Origin of the sequence: Mycolicibacterium setense (assembly GCF_000805385.1) — a bacterium.
In the GTDB taxonomy this organism is placed as follows: Bacteria; Actinomycetota; Actinomycetes; order Mycobacteriales; family Mycobacteriaceae; genus Mycobacterium; species Mycobacterium setense.
Genome location: NZ_JTJW01000006.1, coordinates 1,086,487 through 1,105,284 on the forward strand (window position 1 = coordinate 1,086,487; position 18,798 = coordinate 1,105,284).

At 66.0% G+C, this 18,798-nt stretch carries 15 protein-coding genes and 1 pseudogene; 8 read left to right on the top strand and 8 right to left on the bottom strand.

Features of this window, described 5'->3' with window-relative positions; translation table 11 throughout:
• The first annotated feature begins 42 nt into the window (after positions 1–42).
• Positions 43–690: a TetR/AcrR family transcriptional regulator gene (locus tag QQ25_RS15915; protein ID WP_039319900.1), complete on the top strand. Its 648-nt coding sequence runs from the start codon at positions 43–45 to the stop codon at positions 688–690.
• Positions 691–759: 69 nt separating this feature from the next.
• Positions 760–4,314: a DNA polymerase III subunit alpha gene (dnaE, locus tag QQ25_RS15920; RefSeq protein WP_039379535.1), complete on the top strand. Its 3,555-nt coding sequence runs from the start codon at positions 760–762 to the stop codon at positions 4,312–4,314.
• A gap of 17 nt (positions 4,315–4,331) precedes the next feature.
• On the opposite strand, the pseudogene QQ25_RS15925 reads toward dnaE, so the two are convergent.
• Positions 4,332–4,778: pseudogene (locus tag QQ25_RS15925) on the bottom strand (PPOX class F420-dependent oxidoreductase); the annotation flags it as partial.
• A 54-nt stretch (positions 4,779–4,832) separates the two neighbouring features.
• Between QQ25_RS15925 and QQ25_RS15930 the strand changes: the two are divergent.
• Complete coding sequence (locus QQ25_RS15930; protein WP_039379536.1) at positions 4,833–5,222, top strand: MerR family transcriptional regulator; 390 nt, start codon at positions 4,833–4,835, stop codon at positions 5,220–5,222.
• 12 nt (positions 5,223–5,234) lie between these two features.
• On the opposite strand, the gene QQ25_RS15935 is transcribed toward QQ25_RS15930, so the two are convergent.
• Complete coding sequence (locus QQ25_RS15935; protein ID WP_039379538.1) at positions 5,235–6,068, bottom strand: class I SAM-dependent methyltransferase; 834 nt, start codon at positions 6,066–6,068, stop codon at positions 5,235–5,237.
• 137 nt (positions 6,069–6,205) lie between these two features.
• Between QQ25_RS15935 and QQ25_RS15940 the strand changes: the two genes are divergently transcribed.
• Positions 6,206–6,610 (top strand): polyketide cyclase, encoded by a 405-nt coding sequence (locus tag QQ25_RS15940; protein ID WP_039319908.1) that lies wholly within the window; start codon positions 6,206–6,208, stop codon positions 6,608–6,610.
• On the opposite strand, the gene QQ25_RS15945 is transcribed toward QQ25_RS15940, so the two are convergent.
• Positions 6,604–6,834 (bottom strand): hypothetical protein, encoded by a 231-nt coding sequence (locus tag QQ25_RS15945; protein ID WP_039319910.1) that lies wholly within the window; start codon positions 6,832–6,834, stop codon positions 6,604–6,606. The genes QQ25_RS15940 and QQ25_RS15945 overlap by 7 nt on opposite strands.
• 76 nt (positions 6,835–6,910) lie before the next feature.
• Positions 6,911–7,318 carry a lipoprotein LpqH gene (locus QQ25_RS15950; protein WP_234711914.1) on the bottom strand — a complete coding sequence of 136 codons (408 nt, stop codon included), beginning with the start codon at positions 7,316–7,318 and terminating at the stop codon, positions 6,911–6,913.
• 168 nt (positions 7,319–7,486) lie between these two features.
• Here QQ25_RS15950 and ilvA point away from each other — a divergent pair, with 168 nt between their 5' ends.
• Positions 7,487–8,779 (top strand): threonine ammonia-lyase IlvA, encoded by a 1,293-nt coding sequence (gene ilvA, locus QQ25_RS15955; RefSeq protein WP_039319915.1) that lies wholly within the window; start codon positions 7,487–7,489, stop codon positions 8,777–8,779.
• 3 nt (positions 8,780–8,782) lie between these two features.
• On the opposite strand, the gene QQ25_RS15960 is transcribed toward ilvA, so the two are convergent.
• On the bottom strand, positions 8,783–10,447 hold the full coding sequence (locus QQ25_RS15960) for a M4 family metallopeptidase (protein WP_039379541.1): 1,665 nt from the start codon (positions 10,445–10,447) through the stop codon (positions 8,783–8,785).
• 300 nt (positions 10,448–10,747) lie between these two features.
• On the opposite strand from QQ25_RS15960, the gene QQ25_RS15965 reads away from it, so the two are divergent.
• Positions 10,748–12,268: a tyrosinase family protein gene (locus QQ25_RS15965; protein WP_039379542.1), complete on the top strand. Its 1,521-nt coding sequence runs from the start codon at positions 10,748–10,750 to the stop codon at positions 12,266–12,268.
• Positions 12,265–13,092 (top strand): copper chaperone, encoded by an 828-nt coding sequence (locus tag QQ25_RS15970; protein ID WP_082017538.1) that lies wholly within the window; start codon positions 12,265–12,267, stop codon positions 13,090–13,092. Before QQ25_RS15965 ends, QQ25_RS15970 begins: the two co-directional genes overlap by 4 nt.
• On the opposite strand, the gene QQ25_RS15975 is transcribed toward QQ25_RS15970, so the two are convergent.
• On the bottom strand, positions 13,061–14,227 hold the full coding sequence (locus QQ25_RS15975) for an MFS transporter (RefSeq protein ID WP_039379544.1): 1,167 nt from the start codon (positions 14,225–14,227) through the stop codon (positions 13,061–13,063). The two genes, QQ25_RS15970 and QQ25_RS15975, sit on opposite strands and share 32 nt — an antisense overlap.
• 88 nt (positions 14,228–14,315) lie before the next feature.
• Between QQ25_RS15975 and QQ25_RS15980 the strand changes: the two genes are divergently transcribed.
• The gene (locus QQ25_RS15980; RefSeq protein WP_039379546.1) at positions 14,316–14,774 is read left to right on the top strand and encodes a winged helix-turn-helix transcriptional regulator; all 459 of its coding nucleotides are present in this window, start codon (positions 14,316–14,318) and stop codon (positions 14,772–14,774) included.
• 24 nt (positions 14,775–14,798) lie between these two features.
• On the opposite strand, the gene treZ is transcribed toward QQ25_RS15980, so the two are convergent.
• Positions 14,799–16,538 carry a malto-oligosyltrehalose trehalohydrolase gene (gene treZ, locus QQ25_RS15985; RefSeq protein WP_039380029.1) on the bottom strand — a complete coding sequence of 580 codons (1,740 nt, stop codon included), beginning with the start codon at positions 16,536–16,538 and terminating at the stop codon, positions 14,799–14,801.
• Positions 16,531–18,798 carry a malto-oligosyltrehalose synthase gene (treY, locus tag QQ25_RS15990; protein ID WP_039379547.1) on the bottom strand — a complete coding sequence of 756 codons (2,268 nt, stop codon included), beginning with the start codon at positions 18,796–18,798 and terminating at the stop codon, positions 16,531–16,533. The genes treZ and treY overlap by 8 nt, the downstream gene beginning before the upstream one ends.

Consider the following 18,798-nt stretch of genomic DNA (forward strand, 5'->3'; position numbering starts at 1 on the left):
GACCTTTTGACGTGTTTCTGGCAATGCCATAGGGTTTGCTAGATGACTCTGCAGGGCAGGCCTCGAAGCGGCCGTCGAGGGCCGGGTCGACCGGTCGGTGCGGACGCTGCGCAGACGCGTGAACGCATCGTCCAAGCGGCCTACGAAGTCATCAACGAGCGCGGTTACGCCGCGGCGACATTTCAGGAGATCGCCAAGCGCAGCGGGCTCAGCCGCCCGACGCTCAACTACTATTTCGCCAGTCGCGACGAGCTCTATCGCACATTGCTCGAGCAGGCGCACGACGTGGTGACGTCGTGTATCCGTATCGCGAAAGGGCATGAAGGAACACTGGATCGGCTGCGTGCGTACCTCGATGCCGTGGTGGCGGTGTGGCGTCGGGACCGCGCCGTGGTCGGCTTCCTGGTCAATGTGCGACTGGAGTCGTGTCGCCATCCCGAGCTGCCCGCCGCCACCGTCGCGGCCACCCGCGGTTTTCTCGGCGAACTGGTCACCGACGCGGTGGAGCGTCGTGAGCTACCGCCGCACACCGATCAGGCGACACTTGTCGAACTGCTGTACGCGATGATCTGGGGAGTCGGTGCCTACAGCGGTTGGCAGAGCAGGCCGGTCGACGTTCCTTCGATTGCCAAGCAACTGCATCTCATGATCGGAAACGGATTGCTGTGTATCACCGACCGTGATCTCTGACTCGCCGGCAAAGACACGCCTGGCGACACGCGCGGAGGTGTCGGTGGGGCGCCATAGACTGGCACCCCTATGAGCGGTTCATCTTCGGCGTCCTCTGGATCCTTTGTGCACCTGCACAACCACACCGAGTATTCGATGCTGGACGGTGCCGCGAAGATCAGTCCGATGCTGGCCGAGGCGCAGCGGCTGGGCATGCCGGCCATCGGCATGACCGACCACGGCAACATGTTCGGCGCCAGCGAGTTCTACAACTCGGCGACCAAGGCCGGGATCAAGCCGATCATCGGCATCGAGGCCTACATCGCGCCCGCCTCGCGCTTCGACACCAAGCGTGTCCAATGGGGTGACCCCAGCCAGAAGAGTGACGACGTCTCGGGTAGCGGTGCCTACACCCACATGACCATGGTCGCGGAGAACGCAACCGGTCTGCGCAACCTGTTCAAGCTGTCGTCACTGGCTTCATTCGAAGGGCAGCTCGGCAAGTGGGCGCGCATGGATGCCGAGATCATCGCCGAACACGCCGCGGGCATCATCGCGACCACCGGTTGCCCGTCGGGCGAGGTGCAGACCAGGCTGCGGCTCGGCCACCGTCAGGAGGCGCTGGAGGCGGCGGCCAAATGGCGCGAGATCTTCGGCCCCGAGAACTTCTTCCTCGAGCTCATGGACCACGGCCTCGACATCGAGCGCCGCGTCCGGGAGGGCCTGCTGGAGATTGGGCAGAAGCTCAACATCCCGCCGCTGGCCACCAACGACTGTCACTACGTGACGCGCGAAGCCTCGCAGAATCACGAGGCGCTGCTGTGCATCCAGACCGGCAAGACCCTGTCGGATCCCAACCGGTTCAAGTTCGACGGCGACGGCTACTTCCTCAAATCGGCCGAGGAGATGCGGGCGCTGTGGGACTCGCAGGTGCCGGGCGCCTGCGATTCGACGGTGCTCATCGGTGAGCGGGTGCAGTCCTATGCCGACGTCTGGACACCCACCGACCGCATGCCGGTGTTCCCGGTTCCCGACGGACACGACCAGGCCTCGTGGCTCGCCCATGAGGTGCAGGCCGGACTGGACCGTCGCTTTCGGGGCGCGGCCGTGCCCACCGAATACACCGAACGTGCCGCCTACGAGATCAGGGTGATCTGCGAGAAGGGCTTTCCGTCCTACTTCCTGATCGTGGCCGACCTGATCAACTACGCCCGTTCGGTCGGCATCCGGGTGGGTCCGGGCCGTGGGTCGGCCGCCGGGTCGCTGGTGGCCTACGCGCTGGGTATCACCAACATCGACCCGATCCCACACGGGCTGCTGTTCGAGCGGTTCCTCAACCCCGAACGTCCGTCCGCTCCCGATATCGACATCGACTTCGACGACCGTCGCCGCGGCGAGATGCTGCGGTACGCGGCCAACAAGTGGGGCAGCGACCGGGTGGCCCAGGTCATCACCTTCGGCACCATCAAAACCAAGGCGGCGCTGAAGGATTCGGCCCGCGTGCACTACGGTCAGCCGGGTTTCGCGATCGCGGACCGGATCACCAAGGCGCTTCCGCCACCGATCATGGCCAAGGACATCTCGGTGTCGGGCATCACCGACCCCAACCACGAGCGGTACAAGGAAGCCGCCGAGGTCCGCGCGCTGATCGACACCGATCCCGATGTGCGCACCATCTACGAGACGGCGCGTGGCCTGGAAGGGCTGGTCCGCAACGCGGGCGTGCACGCCTGCGCGGTGATCATGAGTTCCGAGCCGCTGGTCGACGCGATCCCGCTGTGGAAGCGGCCGCAGGACGGCGCCATCATCACCGGCTGGGACTACCCGTCGTGTGAGGCCATCGGCCTGCTCAAGATGGACTTCCTGGGCCTGCGAAACCTGACGATCATCGGTGACTGCCTGGAGAACATCAAGGCGAACCGGGGGATCGACCTGGATCTCGAAACGCTGGCGCTCGATGATCCGGCCGCCTATGAGCTGCTCGGCCGCGGCGACACGCTGGGCGTGTTCCAGCTCGACGGCAGTGCGATGCGTGACCTGCTGCGGCGTATGCAGCCCACCGGGTTCAACGACATCGTCGCCGTGCTCGCGCTGTACCGCCCCGGTCCGATGGGGATGAACGCCCACAACGACTATGCGGACCGCAAGAACGGCCGTCAGGCGATCAAGCCCATCCACCCCGAGCTCGAGGAACCGCTCAAGGAGATCCTGGCCGAGACGTATGGCCTGATCGTCTACCAAGAGCAGATCATGTTCATCGCGCAGAAGGTCGCCTCCTACACGATGGGTAAGGCCGATGCGCTCCGTAAGGCCATGGGTAAGAAGAAGCTCGAGGTCCTCGAGGCCGAGTACAAGGGCTTCAAGGAGGGGATGACGGCCAACGGCTTCTCGGAGGCCGCGGTGAAAGCCTTGTGGGACACCATCCTTCCGTTCGCCGGGTACGCGTTCAACAAGTCGCACGCGGCCGGCTACGGCCTGGTGTCGTACTGGACGGCCTACCTGAAGGCGAACTATCCCGCCGAGTATATGGCCGGTCTTCTCACCTCTGTCGGCGACGACAAGGACAAGGCGGCGGTCTACCTTGCCGACTGCCGCCGCCTCGGCATCACCGTCCTGCCGCCCGACGTCAACGAATCGGTGCAGAACTTCGCCTCGGTGGGGGACGACATCCGATTCGGGCTCGGCGCCATCCGCAACGTCGGCGCCAATGTCGTTGCGTCGCTCATCAGTACGCGCACCGAGAAGGGCAAGTACACCGACTTCTCGGACTACCTCAACAAGATCGACATCGCGGCCTGCAACAAGAAGGTCACCGAATCACTGGTGAAGGCAGGTGCGTTCGATTCGCTGGGCCACCCCCGCAAGGGGCTGTTCCTGGTGCACACCGACGCGGTCGACTCGGTGCTCGGCACCAAGAAGGCCGAGGCGATGGGGCAGTTCGACCTGTTCGGCGGTGCGGATGACGGCGGCACCGACGCGGTGTTCACCATCCGCGTGCCGGACGAGGAGTGGGAGGACAAGCACAAGCTCGCCCTCGAACGCGAGATGCTGGGTCTGTACGTGTCCGGTCATCCGCTCAACGGTGTTGCCCACCTGCTCAACAACCAGGTCGACACCCAGATCCCGGCGATCCTCGACGGCGATGTGGCCAATGATGCGCAGGTGCTCGTCGGCGGCATCCTGGCGTCGGTGAACCGTCGCGTGAACAAGAACGGACTGCCTTGGGCCTCAGCCCAATTGGAGGATCTGACCGGCGGTATCGAGGTGCTGTTCTTCCCGCAGACGTACTCGCTGTTCGGCCACGAGATCGCCGATGACGTGGTGGTGCTGGTCAAGGCGAAGGTCGCGGCCCGCGATGACCGGATCGCGCTGATCGCCCACGAGTTGGTGGTACCCGACTTCAGCAGCGCCCAGGCCGACCGGCCGCTGGCCGTGAGTCTGCCCACCCGGCAGTGCACCATCGACAAGGTGAGTGCGCTCAAGCAGGTGCTGGCCAATCATCCCGGTACTTCCCAGGTGCATCTGCGATTGATCAGCGGTGAGCGCATCACCACGCTGGAGCTGGATCAGTCGCTGCGGGTGACGCCGTCCTCGGCGTTGATGGGCGACCTCAAGGCGCTGCTCGGCCCTGGTTGCCTGGGCTGAGCCGGGGAGTCCTGCGGCGCCAGGTCGATCCTCACGATCGCGCTGTCGGGCCACAGGTCGCGGGTGCGGGCGCGTCGAAGTTTCTCCCGCAGCGGGAGGTCGCGGTGCACGTTGACGACGCCGGGGATTTTCAACAGGGGAACGATGTTCCACTGCCATCCGTAACGCCGGTGCAGGGCGCGGTTGGCCTGTTGGGCGTTCTCACCGTCCAGGACGGTGGCCCGGCCGCTGTGCCAGGTGGCACCGGTGACGCGCCCCTTGTAGTCGCAGAGCACCAATTCGACCTGGGGATCGGCGGTGAGCCTGCGGGTTTTCGGGCCGATCTTGGTGCGGAACAGGACCGTTCGGCCATCCAGAACGAACCAGATCGGGGTGTCGACGGGGCTGCCGTCACGGCGGAAGGTGCGTAGCAGCGCGTAATGGGCGCGGCCGAGTGTCTCGAGATCGGTGTCGATATGGGGCATGAAACCAGTCAACGACTTAGAGTTGACTCTAAGTCAAGCAGTCGAGGAGGACCGATGAGCGCGACGCTGACCATCGGGGACGTCACGCAGCGGAGCGGCGTCGCCCAGACGGCACTGCGCTACTACGAACAGGTCGGACTGTTGCCGGCGCCGCAGCGCGTAGCCGGGCAGCGTCGCTATCAGGAGTCGGTCCTGATGCGTCTGGAAGTGATCAGGTTGTGCAAGACCGCCGGATTCTCGTTGACCGAGATCGGGCTGCTGCTCAAGGACGACACCCCGGGCCGGCCGGTGGCTCGGGAACTGGCGCAGACCAAGCTGGCCGAGATCGATCAGCAACTCGAGGCTCTGGTGCGGGCACGGGCCATCATCGAGTGGGGGATGCGGTGCACATGCCCGTCAATCGAGTTGTGCACGTGCGGCATCCATAACGAATTTCCGACCTGACCCCGAAGTGAGTCAGAACCGGTAGCGCAGGACGCGCGCCTTGCGCGCGGTGGCCTTGCTGAGCCCGGCGGCGCGCGTAGCGATCCGCAGCGCGCCGGGAAACCGGTCGACCTCGGGCTGGCGGGCCAGGCTCGATTCCTCGACGAGGCGCAATTGCGGGTTCCAGGTTTCGGGATGGTGGGCGTCCTTGAAACCGGGGTAGCCCCACTGGCTTCCGACATCCTTGAACATCTTGGCAGGGAAGAACTTGAGGGCGATCCTACTCACCCAGCCGATGCGGCCGTAGTCGTTGAAGGCGAGCTCTCCGGAGTCGAAATGCTCGGTGATCGCCCGGAAGATGCCGATGATCGCCGGTTCGGTGAGGAATGCGAAAAGCCCGTCGGCCACCACCATGGTGGGCCGATCGGAGGGAATCGGGTCAGTCCAGTCCGGGTCGGCCAACGACGCTGCGACGGTGTGCGCCTGGGGTAGTGGCGGTATCACGCGGTCGCGCAGTTCGCTGATCCCCGGAAGGTCCACGCTGTACCAGTCGACCGTGGCCGGCGGTGACACCCGGTGCACGCCGCTGTCGAGGCCGCCACCGAGATCGACGACGACCGCATCAGGATGGTCGGCGACGAACTGCCGGACCCGGTCGTCGAGCATCTTGGCGCGCAGCGCCGACTGGCACACCACGCTGGTCTGCACTCCCAGACCGGCGAAGTCGTAGTCGAGCTGGGCCACAGCCTCATCGGCCATCGTGTCGCCGAGGATGGGGTGCGCCCACCGGCTGTCGAGTGCCCTGGCGTACAGGGTCAGGAAGGCGGTTTCTTCCACCGGGGTGAGGCCCGTCGTCGCAATACCCACAAGCCCGACGGTACACCCGGATCGCGGCTGAACAATTGGGCGAAAACGTTTACCGCCCTTGCCATCACGGTTTGCCATGCGGTTTGAGTGTTGCGGGGGATATGTGCCCGGTCACCCGGCGGCCTACGGTGGTACCCATGCGCAGCAGGCACGTGAGCGTCTGGATCGACGTTCCCCCCGACGTGGTGTACGCCTACGCTTCGGATCCGCGGCAGCTGGTCACGTGGGCGGCGGGGCTGGCCGAGGGCGGGTTGCGGCTGACTCCGCGGGGATGGGTGGCTGATTCTCCGATGGGTGAGGTCACCGTCGAATTCACCGCGACGAACACACTGGGCGTGCTCGACCACGTGGTGCGTCTACCTTCGGGTGAAGCTGTCTACAACCCGATGCGGGTGGTTCCCGCCTCGGCCGACGCCGCCTCATGCGAGGTCGTGTTCACCGTCCGGCAGCGTCCCGGGATGACAGATGCGCAATTCGAAGCAGATGTCGCCGCGGTCGCGGCCGATCTCGAAACGCTGCGACGCCTGATGGAAGATCACTGATCGGAGCGGGAGGCCCGGCCCAGGCCCAGCCACACCACGAGGGCGGCTGCGGCGGCCGAGAGCACGGCCGGTGCCGCGGTCATCGTGGCGACGCCGACGACGACCAGCACCAGCGCACCGATCGCCAGGGCGATCAGCTTGTAGGTCGGCCAGGGAACCCCGGCGATATCGACCTGGTGATCGCCCCGGGAGGTGACGCTACGAAAGTTCCCGGCGGTGGTCATATGTTGACGATAGCTCGCAACAATGATTTCGGCCAGCCGAAACCTCGGATCAGGCGTGTCGTTTTCGCCTGCGGCCTCAGCAGTGAGCTTCCATCCGGTACTGCACCTCGGCCGGTTTGGTCGGGCGATCGGCGAAGGAGCCGTGGGCTGTGCCGCTGACGTGGAAAGTCGTGCCATCGATGCTTGCCTGCGCGTCCGACCCCTCGACCGGCGTGCTACCGGTGAATCCGGTCATGTCCCGGAGACGCATCACCTTGGGTTCGACAGTGGCTCCGGTCTGGATGATCGCGGTGAACCCGGGTTCTTCGGGCAGCGTTTCGATCGTCCACAACCAGGAGCGCTGCGTGCACTGCACCTGAAATGCCCTGGACAGTTCCTGGTTGTCGATGGATATGCGGGCGGTGTTGGCGTCGGCCGGGGGCCCCGCGGGTGCCGCACACGCCGAGGCGAAGAGGGCCAGCACCATCACAGCGCGCGTCGCCAATCGCCGCGTTCGCTGGTCACTGTGCCACACCCAGGTTGTTTTCCCAGTTCGCGGCATGTTCAACCATGGAACGGGAATCTCGGCGGGGCGGCCGTACGGCCACCGGCCGCTTGGCGTGATTGCGTACCCAGATGCGGTGAAACCGCTGGCCAGTGGCACCATTGAACGGTGACTGCCGATCTGAGCAAAGGCTCCCGAGTGTCCCCGCCGGCCGCGCCCCTGACAGCGGCCGACATCGACGAGGCCGCCAAGCGAATTTCCGGGGTGGTCACCCGCAGCCCACTGCAGTTCAACGAGCGTCTGTCCGAAGCGACAGGCGCGAACGTCTATCTCAAACGCGAGGACCTGCAGGCGGTGCGTTCGTACAAGGCCCGCGGAGCCTTCAACCTGATGGCCCAGCTGTCACCTGAGGAGCTCGCCGCCGGTGTCGTGTGTTCCTCGGCGGGCAACCACGCCCAGGGTTTCGCGATGGCCTGCCGGTCGATGCGAACTCATGGTCGCGTCTACGTGCCGGCCAAGACGCCCAAACAGAAGCGGGACCGCATCCGGTATCACGGCCGCGAGTTCATCGAGCTGATCGCGGGCGGTTCGACCTATGACCTGGCCGCTGCCGCAGCGCTCGAGGATGTCGCGCGCACGGGCGCCACGCTCGTGCCGCCCTACGACGACGTCCGCACGATGGCAGGCCAGGGCACCATCGCCGCCGAGCTGCTCGACCAGTTGGACGAGGAGCCGGACCTGGTGATCGTCCCCGTCGGAGGCGGCGGCTGCATCGCCGGTATCACCACATATCTGGCCGAGCGTGCGTCGGACACGTCGGTTCTCGGTGTCGAGCCCGGCGGGGCCGCATCGATGATCGCCGCACTGGCCGCCGGCGAGCCCGTGACCCTCGAGCACGTCGATCAGTTCGTCGACGGTGCCGCCGTGGCCCGGGCCGGGGCGCTGCCCTATGCCGCATTGGCTGCCGCCGGTGACATGGTCGAGCTCACCACCGTCGACGAGGGCGCCGTCTGCACCGCGATGCTCGACCTGTACCAGAACGACGGGATCATCGCCGAGCCCGCCGGTGCGCTGTCGGTGGCCGCCCTGCTGGAGGCCGACATCGAGCCCGGCTCCACCGTGGTGTGCCTGATCTCGGGCGGCAACAACGACGTCTCGCGCTACAACGAGGTGGTCGAACGGTCGTTGGTGCACCTGGGCCTCAAGCACTACTTCCTGGTCGACTTTCCGCAGGAACCCGGGGCGTTGCGCCGCTTCCTCGACGAGGTTCTCGGTCCGGGCGACGACATCACCTTGTTCGAGTACGTCAAACGCAACAACCGGGAGACCGGTGAGGCGTTGTGCGGCGTGGAATTGAGCGCGGCGACGGACCTGGAAGGTCTGCTGACCCGGATGCAGGATTCCGATATTCACGTCGAGTTGCTCGAGCCGGGGTCACCGACTTACCGGTATCTGACCTGAGACTCAGGCCTCGATCCCGGTGGCCTCGAAACCGGCACTGATGGCGTCGATTTTCTCGTCCAGAGTGTCTTGGGGGTCCTTACGGAACAGGGACTTGGCCACCAGCTCGACGGCCCGCCGGCTGTCGCTGAACCCTGATGTTCGCGAAAGATGAAGGGTCAGTGCGAGATAGAACAGTGTCGCGACGTCCTGAGGGGTGAACAGATGGCCGTGGCCGTTCTTCGCGCTGATGATGTTGAACGCGGCCTTGTTGTGGATGCCGCTGTTGGTGTGCACACCACCGTTGTCGCGGGCGGTGTTCACATAGTCGCGCATGTGGGCGGGCTGGCCTTGTCGAGTCGGGTCGCTCAGATCCCGTAGTGGCACGCCGGTTCCGTCGAGCTCCTCGCCCATCTCCCAGTTCCAGCTGTCGATGTCGGATTTCGGGGAGTTGGCGATGATGATCCCCATGATGTCCGAATAGGACTCGTTGAGCGCGCCGGATTCCCCCTGGTACTCCAGGCGGGCTGTGTTGTCGGTCAATCCGTGCGTCATCTCGTGGGCGACAACGTCCACGGCCACCGCGTAGGACCGCAGCTCACCGTTGACGTCGCGTTGGCCGTAGACCATCTGAGAGCCGATCCACGCCGCGTTGCGCCATTCCCGGGGCGTCGCATCCTGGATCGATGTGCAGTTGATGGAGGAGATGAACGGCGCACCCTGATCGTCGAGGCCGTTGCGTTGCAGCGTGTTCAGCAGGTAATCGGCCACCTCCTGGGCGTTGGCATGCGCGCTGATCGCGGCCGGGCTCCACGGTGCGGGCGGGTTGCTGATCGGGGCGGCGCCCGGGAGTGAGCGGAATTGCGATTCGATCTTGCGGAATCCGAAATCGTAGGTCTCGATGCGCCGGGTCGGGTCCACCAGACGCTTGTTGTCGTTCTCGTCGCGCTGTGCACGGATACGCCGGGTCTGCCCGAGTGCGTCGGTGGAGTCCAGTTCTTCCAGGGTCCATGAAATGGTCTGGGTGCGAGGAAGTTTGGCTACCAGATCGGCGGAATGGGCGTCGACGACGTAGTCGAAGAGTTCCGGCAGCGACTCCGGGTGGCCGTCGGTGGTGTGCTTGCGGTGCCGCTGGACGTTCTTGGCGATGTAGACCAGCCGCCAGGCCGCGGGCACGGAGGCATTGTCGAAGTAGAAGTACAGCCGGGGAGGCTCGGGTAACGGCAACGCGTCCGTGCCCGCGTCCTTGACGATGACGTCCTGAGCCTGCGACGGCGACACGGTCGCGACCGCGTCGACACCGTCGGGATTGCCGATCGCCGAATTCACGGCAAGCATGTTGTTGTCATCATCCAGCTCGATCGTGATCAGAGAGCCGTAGATCGGAATGCGCTGACGGTACTGGGCGAACTTGACGACGGTGGAGTCGGTCAGCGGTATGGATTGGGTGCCCAGGGCCCGGTATTCGGTGCCCGCACCCCCGCTGTCGTCGGTGATGGACGGCACCTCGGGGCTCGCGATCATCTGGTTCAGATAGCGCCGTGCAGCTGATTCTGGATCGAGGGTCGCGACGTCGGTGGCTCGGGGAGCGCCGGGCCGGACCGTCTCGTCGTTGATCGCCTGCACTGCCGGGCCCTGATACTTGTCCGCGCTGTGCAGCGCAAAGCTCTCTAAGCCGTTGTCGTTCATCAGTTCTCACATCCCCTGTTTCGGTGGTTGCTGCCCCGTAGGGGGCCGACGGGATGTCGGCGCCGTGGCATGGCCCGATCATGCGCCGCGGACGCCGCGCCGCTCGTGCGTAGTCGGCTACTCGAAAATCGCGCCGAGCGGACCTGCCGTGCCGGGGGCGGGTGCGGCGCAGCGCAGGGTGGCCACAGGTCGGTTTCGAATACAGGTAGTGATCTACGCGCGCGTCCGGCTCTCCGGATACCTAGCGTTCACGGCGAAGAGATGCAGCCCACCAGGGATGCACCGTCGAGGGAGCCGGCCATGGCCACATATCGCATCAATCCCGGTGGCGCCCTCGGTGCCGATCCCCGCGTCACCGACGCGAATCGGTTGCCGACCGGGCAGATCGTCACGGTCACCGATGCGGACACCCGTGTTCGGCACGACATCTGGACGCTCGACCAGATAGACCACTGGCATCCGACCATCTACGGCTATGCCCGCGGGGTGCAGGTGCTGATCGACCGCACGGCCGCCGATCAGCTGGACCCGATCGGTTGGCAGTATCAGTCCGATATCCATGGCACCACAGTGAATCCCGACAACTTCCGAAACCGATGCCAGCACTTCTGCTGGTACTTCCTGCCCTGGCACCGGATGTATCTGCAGTGGTTCGAACGGATCATCAGGTCGGCGATCGCGGACCTCGACGATGTCGACGAGCAGACGAAGGCGACTTGGGCGTTGCCGTACTGGAACTACAGCAGCGGAGACCCCGCCCATCGGCGGCTGCCGCAGGCCTTCCTCGACACCACCCTGCCGGACGGTGTGACGCCCAACCCGTTGTGGGTGCCCGGGCGAAATCTCAATGACGGCTCGTCGCTGCCCGCCTCTGACGTCGACCTGACGAGTGCGCTGGCGCCGCTCGACTTCGTCGGCATCGGCGGGTTCGCCGGTGGGCGTACCGGATTCAGCCACGCCGGGGAGGACCCGGGTTCGGCGATGGGCCCGCTCGAAGGAACGCCGCACGGCGCGGTCCACGTGGGTGTGGGTGGCTTGATGGGATCATTCAACACCGCGGCGCTGGACCCCGTGTTCTGGCTGCACCATGCCAACATCGATCGGATCTGGGAGATCTGGCGGACGATGCCGGACCGCGCTGACACCACGGAGGCGGCCTGGCTGACCGGCGTGACGTTCCATTTCCACGACGAGAACCGGACGACGCTCACCGAGACGGTGCAAGAGGTGCTCGACACCGCGACCCAGCTCGGCTACAGCTATGAGGACATCACCGCACCTGTCGCACTGGAGGCTCTCGTGCCAACAGCACCCGCACCGGACAACCCGCCGGAACTGGTCGGAGCCTCGGACCGGGCGATCGCACTCGCCGGTGAGACAACCGATGTCACCTTCGAAATCGCGCCGCCCATGGGGCCACTCGCCGAGGATGCGACGTCGGTGTCCCGGGCCTTCCTCCGCATCGAGGACGTGACATCGCCCGCACCGGTGGGCGTGACCTACAAGGTGTATCTGAATGTGGGTGGCGGTCAACCCGCCGTCGATGACGACCATTTCGTCGGCGTCGCAGCATTTTTCGGTATCGAGGAAACCGCAAGCCGCGACAACGATCACGGCGGCCTGCGGCTCGCGTTCGACATCACCGGCCTGTATCAACGGTTCACTGCGGAAGGGCGCTGGAGCGATCAGGTCAGCGTCACATTCGTGCCGCAGTATGTGGAGCCGGCCGCTCAGCCGATCCAACTGCCGGGCGCCCAGGCGTCGGCACCACAGGAGCCGGGGAATGCACGGGTCGGGCGAGTGAGCGTCTTCCTGCAATGACGCTCGTCGCAGAACAGCGCCGGGCTTCCCGGCCATCGGCCTGGCGACGGTTGTGGTGGTCGCATCCCGAGCTGTCGCTGTTGATGATCTCGCTGGCCGCCTGGCTCGCGGTCGGGATGCTGCATCTGGCGATGCCGTCTCACAGTGGAGCTGGACAGTGTTCGATGGCGGCGCATACGGGGGCCGACCACCACGGCGCGGTGAGGCTCGACATGGTTGCGGATCGCTGTGCCGGGATGCCTTCACCCGCAATGCCATTTCTTGCGTCGCTGACGATGTGGATGGTGATGGCAGCAGCGATGATGCTGCCGACCACGCTGCCCGCCGCCCGGTCGATCTCGCTGAACGGCAGGTGGCAGCGTCGGCACCGCGGTCAGGCGTGGTTCGCGGCCGGGTACCTCGCGGTGTGGTGGTTCTTCGGTGTCGTGACGCTGGCTGTTGCCGGAGCATTAGCGCCGAAACCTGTTGGTTCCGTGGTGGTCTCGGGGACTCTGGCGATCGCGGCGGGGTGGGAACTGACCCGCGGGAAGCGCTGTTTCTTGCGGGGCTGCCACCGGGTGCGCTCGCTGCCCGCCGACGGCCGGCGGGCCGATCGAGCCGCCATGGGTGAGGGGCTGCGGATCGGGCTCCGCTGCACCGGCGCCTGCGGCCCGATGATGGTGCCGATGGCGCTGGCACCGCACGCGCTGTGGTTGATGGGGGTTCTGTTCGGGGTGGTCGCGGCTGAGAAGCTGGTGACGAACGCTGTTGACCACCTCCGGGTCTTCGCTGCCGTACTCGCGGCGATCGCCGTCATCGTGATGTCCGGTGCGCCACTCGGCTGAATGCCCAGACCAGGAGCGCGCAGGTGGCGAAGAGGGCGCCGAGGATGCTGGAGCCCGTCCACCCCGCAATGGCGTACACCGCGGTCGTGGCAGTTGCGCCGAGGGCCGAGCCGAGCGAATAGAAGAACATGTAGCCACCGACAACGCTGCTGGTGCGGTGCGGGTACGCGGTGGTGAGGAGATGCTGATTGCTCACGTGCACGGCTTGCACCGCGAAGTCGAGCACGATCACCCCGACCACGAGCGGCGCCAGCGACCACGAGACGTGTCCGATGGCGAGCCATGACGCGGCAAGGAGCGCGAGTGCTCCGCCGGTGACGGCGCTCGCCAGTCCGTCGTCGGCCCAGCGCCCCGCGCGCGCGGCGCCGAGTGCACCGGCCAGCCCGGCGATTCCGAAGAAGCCGATCTGGGCCGTGCTCAGGTGCCACGGGGTTGCCGTGAGAGGCAGTGCCAGGCCGCTCCACAGGGTTCCGAAGGACGCGAACAGGAAGAACGCGATCAGCCCGCGTGAGACGAAAAGGCGATCCCGGAACAGGCTGGCTAACGATGCGAGTACCTCGATGTAGGTAACCGGCTCACGGCGCGGGTCAGGCGGCAGGAGCCTGGGGACCAGGCAGGCCAGCACGACCAGCAGCACCGCCAGGCCGGCATACACGCTGCGCCACCCCCATGCAGCGGCGAAAGTGCCTGCGGCCAGTCGCGATCCGAGGATGCCGACGACGACTCCGGAGGTGACGATGCCGAGGGTGCGGCCACGTTCCTCGGGGGTGGACAGGGCGGCGGCGTAGGCGACGGTGGTTTGGACGACGACCGCGAACAAGCCGGTGACCGCCAGGCCGGTGAGCAGCAACCATGTCTGCGTGGCGGTCGCGGCCAGCGCGACGCCGACTGCGGCGAGCGCGAGGTGCCACTGGATGAGCCGGCGGCGGTCGACGATGTCGCCGAATGGGACGAGAACCACCAGCCCGGCCAGATAGCCGAGTTGCCCCGCCGTGACGACCCATCCCAGGTCGGCCTCGGGCAGGCCCAGGTCGCCGCCGATCCTGGTGAGCACGGGCTGAGCCGCGTAGATCGTTGCGACGGCCACTGCGCACACACCAGCGAAGAACATTCTCAAGCCGAACGTCAGTTCCACCCACACCCCTCCTCCATTTGGTTGCATATTGCAACCAAATGGAGGCTACGGCAGAATGGTTTCAATCAGCAACTCTTCAGGGGGAGTGATGGCGGAGTCAGTAGTCCGCGGCGACGACGTGACCTGGACCGATCCCGACTGTCCGGTGGCACGCACCGTCGACCTGGTCGGGGATCGATGGAGCCTGCTCATCATCCGTGACGCGATGGACGGAGCGCGGGCGTTCACCGACTTTCAGCAGCGCACCGGCATCGCACGCAACATCCTCACCGACCGGCTCCGCCGGCTCGTGGAGCGCGGCATCCTCGACCGCACGGTGGCCGCATCCGGCCGGCGACAGGTGTACGCGCTCACCCAGGCCGGTCGCGATCTGTTCGCCGTGGTCGTGGCCCTGCGGCAGTGGGGTGAGCGCCACGCGTTCGAGTCAGGCGAGACGCACTCGGCACTGGTCGACGAACGTGGCCTCCCACTTGCCGAACTGCGGCCCACGGATACTCGCGGCGTCCCCGTCGGCATCGACACCACATCCGTGCGCAAGGACGGCTGAACGCGCACGGGGGCAGGGAACCCGCTATCCCGGCAGCGCTGCGTCCCGGCGCAGGATCGCGAACGAATGTCCGGGCAACGCCGTGGTGTCGGTGCCGACGTCGGGCTCACCCCAGGCTGTCACCACTTCACCGGTGACCGGTACCGATACCGTGCCGGTGCCGAGGTTGCATGCGATGGACAGGGAGCCGCGGTGCAGGATGATCCAGCGCTGTTGCTCGTCGAAGTCGATCGACATGTGGTCCAGCCACGGATCGCCGAGGTCGGGTTCGTTGCGCCGCAACGCGATCAGCCGCCGATAGGTGCGGTGCAGCCTGTCGTGATCGCCTTCGGCGACCTCACTCCAGTTCAGTTTCGACCGTAGGAACGTCTGCGGGTCTTGCGGATCGGGGATCTCGTCGGCATCCCAGCCGTGCTCGGCGAATTCGGCCTTGCGTCCCTCCGCGGTGGCGCGGGCCAGTTCCGGCTCGGGATGCGAACTGAAGAACTGGAACGGCGACGAGGACCCCCATTCCTCGCCCATGAAGAGCATTGCCGTATACGGAGATCCGAGGGCAAGCGCCGCCTTGACGGCCAATTGGCCGGATGTCAGACGCTGCGACGGCCGGTCGCCGACGGCGCGGTTGCCCACCTGATCGTGCGTCACGGTGTAGGCCAGCAGTCGGGTCGCCGGAATGGTGGTGGTGTCCAACGGACGCCCATGCCTGCGATGGCGGAACGACGAGTAGGTGCCGGCGTGGAAGTAGCCGTGCTTCAACGTGTGCGCGAGGGTGGCCAACGATCCGAAATCCGCGTAGTAGCCCTGTCGTTCACCAGATACCGCGGTATGGATGGCGTGATGGATATCGTCGTCCCATTGTGCGGTCAGGCCGTATCCACCACGGTCGCGCGGGGTGATCAGCCGGGGGTCGTTGAGGTCGCTTTCGGCGATCAGCGACAGCGGGCGGCCGAGTTCTTCGGCCAGGGCATCGGTTTCGGCCGCGAGTTCCTCGAGGATATGGATCGCTGTGGTGTCCACCAGTGCATGCACCGCGTCCAGGCGCAGGCCGTCGGCGTGGAAGTCGCGCATCCACCGCAGCGCGCAGTCGATGACGTAGGTGCGCACCTCGTCGGCGTCGGCATCGGACAGGTTGATCGAACTGCCCCACGGATTGTGGCCGGCGGACAGATACGGACCGAATCGCGGTAGGTAGTTACCGGAGGGGCCGAGGTGATTGAACACCGTGTCGATCAGCACGCCGAGTCCGCGGTTGTGACAGGCATCGATGAGCCTGATCAGTCCGTCCGGGCCACCGTAGGGCTCGTGTACCGCGTACCAGAGCACCCCGTCGTAGCCCCAGCCGTGGGTGCCGTTGAATGCGTTGACCGGCATCAGCTCCACGAAATCCGCACCGAGCTCGACCAGATGGTCCAGCTTGTCGATGGCGGCATCGAATGTGCCCTCAGGAGTGAACGTTCCGGTGTGCAATTCGTAGATCACCGCGCCGCAGATGGACCGGCCCGCCCAGCCCGCGTCGGTCCAGGCGTCCGGTGCGGGCTGCCACAGCTGCGAGCGCCCGTGGACGCCGTCAGGCTGGCGCGCCGATCGCGGATCGGGCAGAACCGTCTCGTCGTCGTCGAGGAGGAACCCGTACCGGGCGTTATCGCGGCAACTGACCTCGGTTCGCCACCAGCCGTCGGCCGAGGGCGTCATGTCATGCAGTGTCCCGTCCACATCGAGCCGCACGCGATCCGGTAGGGGTGCCCACACGGAGAATTCAGTCATCGGCACGCTCCAGCAGGGCCACCGGCGAATCGGCGAGCAGCGCCCTCACCGGCACCAGACCAGTCCAACGCCGGCCGCTGAGACGATCCACCCACTGGCCGGCGGGCAGCGTCAATGCCGTATCGGCCCAGCCGGTTTCGGCCAGTGCCACCGTCCACCGGCACGCGGCCACCACGACATCGTCGCCACGCAGAAACGACACCAGATGCCGCGCTGCGCTACCGTCGGCCGGCAGCGGCGTGTAGCCGCCGGTCAGGAAGGTGTCCGGCCTTCGGCGGCGCAGGTTCAGCGCCGCGGTGGTCACCCGTAGCTTGTCATCGTCCCCGCGCTCCAACGCATCACGCAGCGCCGCATGATCGACCGGGCGCCGGTTGTCCGGATCGACCAGACTGTCCTCGGTGGATTCGGTGCCCTGATAGATGTCGGGAATTCCGGGTGCGGTCAGCTGGATCAGTTTCTGCCCCAGGCTGTCGTTGCGGGCGTGCGCGTCGAGACGGCTCACCAGCGCGGTCAGCTCGGCCGCGACCGGCCCGTCGAGTACCCGGTCCAGCCAGCCGTGCACCGCGTCCTCGAAATCCGCGCTCGGGTCATGCCAGGAGGTGCGGGTGGCGGCTTCCCTCATGGCTTTCTCGGCGTAGGCGTGCAGCCGGAGACGAAGCTCGTCATCGACGGTGCCGTCGACAGGCCAGACGCCGAAGATGTTCTGCCACAGGAACAATGCGGTATCTCGATCTGGGGGAGTGGACGCAGCCGTCCACCGTTCGACCGAATCCGCCCATGTCACCGGAACCTGGGACAGCACGCCGATGCGAGCGCGGACATCCTCGCCGCGTTTGGTGTCATGGGTCGACAACGTGGTCATGGTCTTCGGCCAGGCACGCATCCGCGTCGACGTCCGCTGGTGGAACTCGGCTGTCGACACCCCGAACAGATCAGGTGCACCACCGACCTCGTTGAGAGACACCAGGCGTGCGTCGCGGTAGAACAAGCAGTCCTCGACGGCCTTGGCCGTGGCGGCCCCACACAGCTGATTGAACCGGGACACCACCTCGGGGCTCGTGGAGAGAGCCACTGCGATGATGGACAGTGCGTCGGCGAGTTCGGGTGCCGCACACGATGTTTCCTGCAGCGCCACGGGCAGGATCGCGTCGAGTGCCGGATAGTCGCTGCGGTATACGCCGATCCTGCTGATCAATGCGCCTACCGCTGTCGGGAGTCTGTCCTCGTGCTGTCCGGTCACTGCCACGATGGCTCGGCACAGCCGGCCCAACTCGCTGGCCAGGGTCGCGGTGACCGCCGTCGTCTTGAGCGTGAGCTCGGCGTCGTGCTCGGGACGACCGCTGAGCGTCGTCAGTACGGTCTCCCCGGACGGATCGATGAAGAGGCCGCCGATCTCACGCAGCGCGTCATAGCCGGTCGTGCCGTCCACGGGCAGTGACGCGTCGAGGCTCTCGTCGGTGGCCAGGATCTTTTCCACCACGATCCAGGCGTCAGGACCGGTGATCTCGCGTAACCACCGCAGATATCCTGCCGGGTCGGACAATCCGTCCGGATGGTCGATGCGCAGGCCGTCCACCAGACCTTCGTCGAACCAGCGTTTGACCTCCACGTGACTGGCATCGAAGACGGCGCGGTCCTCCTGACGCAGCGCCGCCAGCGATGTGATCGAGAAGAAGCGACGGTATCCGCAGATTCCGTTGCGCCATCCGGTCAGTCGGTAGTGCTGACGGTCATGAACCTGTTCGCCGCTGCCGGCGCCGGTACCCGGGGCGATCGGGAACACCAGGTCACCCAGTCGCAGGACCTCGCCGTCGACCACCAGATCGGCGACATCGTCGTCAGAACCCAGGACCGGCAAGACAATCCGGCCGGCATCCAGTTCCCAGTCGATGTCGAAGTAGCCGGCATAGGCCGACTCCCGGCCGTGTGCCAGCAGATCCCACCACCAACGGTTCTGCTCCGGGTGTGCCACGCCGACGTGGTTGGGCACGATGTCCACGATCAGGCCGATGTTCCGAGAGCGCGCCGCCTCGGAGAGCCGCCGCAGCCCGTCGGGACCACCGAGGGCGGCCGACACGGTGGTGGGATCGGTGACGTCGTATCCGTGCGTGGATCCGTCCGCCGCGGTGAGGATCGGCGACAGATACAGATGAGAGACACCGAGGCGGTCCAGATAGTCGAGCAGGTTCACCGCATCGTCGAATGTGCAGCCGTCACCACGCATCTGGAGCCGATACGTGGACAGGACCGGGTACGCCAT